This is a genomic window from Vibrio sp. Vb1554, from assembly GCF_033344235.1.
Genome location: NZ_JAWPOJ010000485.1, coordinates 1 through 1,021, shown reverse-complemented (window position 1 = coordinate 1,021; position 1,021 = coordinate 1). Strand labels below are relative to the sequence as shown.

Annotated in this window: 1 pseudogene; it reads left to right on the top strand. The window is 47.4% G+C overall.

Annotation, left to right across the window (positions count from 1 at the left end):
* Window positions 1–1,021, top strand: a pseudogene (vmeK, locus tag R8N28_RS27250) (multidrug efflux RND transporter permease subunit VmeK); the annotation flags it as partial.

Here is a 1,021-nt window from a genome sequence, read left to right as displayed (position 1 = left end):
TTTAGTATAATTGACGCTGCGTTATCCCGATCAAGAACGATGTTGACCTTGTTGGTGATGATCCTCATCGCAGGGGTCATTACTTACGTCACCATCCCAAAAGAATCTAGTCCCGATATCACTATTCCTATCATTTACGTCTCTGTGGGGCATCAAGGTATTTCTCCAACTGATGCTGAGCGTTTACTGGTTCGTCCTATCGAACAAGAACTGCGCTCAATTGAAGGGGTGAAAGAGATGACATCGGTTGCCTCCGAAGGCCACGCCTCAGTCACTTTGGAGTTTAGCGTTGGCGTGGATCTCGATAAAGCGATGGCGGATGTTCGCGACGCGGTCGATCTGGCGAAACCTAAGCTACCAGCAGACAGTGATGAACCGACGGTCAATGAAGTTACTTTTGCTTCAGAGGAGCCTGTTTTAACCGTTGTGCTTTATGGCACGGTGCCAGAGAGAACCATTGTTCAAATCGCTCGAACGTTGCGTGACAGACTAGAAAGCTTCCGTCAGATCTTGGAAGTCGATATTGCTGGTGATCGTGAAGATATTGTCGAGATCGTGGTTGATCCCCTTCTAATGGAAAGCTATGGATTGGATCAGGCCGATATCTATAATTTGATCGCACTAAACAACCGAGTGGTTGCGGCTGGTTTTGTCGATACTGGATATGGGCGCTTTTCGGTCAAAGTTCCGTCGGTGTTTGATTCTCTGAAAGATGTTCTCGAATTGCCTATCAAAGTGAATGGCAAAGAAGTGATCACCTTTGGTGATGTGGCCACAGTTCGCCGAGCGTTTCGTGATCCGGAAAGCTTTGCCCGCTTGGATGGTGAGCCTGCCATTGTGCTTGACGTGAAAAAGCGTGCTGGCGAGAACATTATTGAAACCGTCGCGTTAGTTAAAGAGGTGATTGCTCAAGGGCAATTGCGAGTAGAGTGGCCAAGTAATTTGCAGGTTAAATACACTTGGGATCAGTCGGATGATGTCAAGCTGATGCTTAGTGATCTGCAAAACAACATTCTCTCGG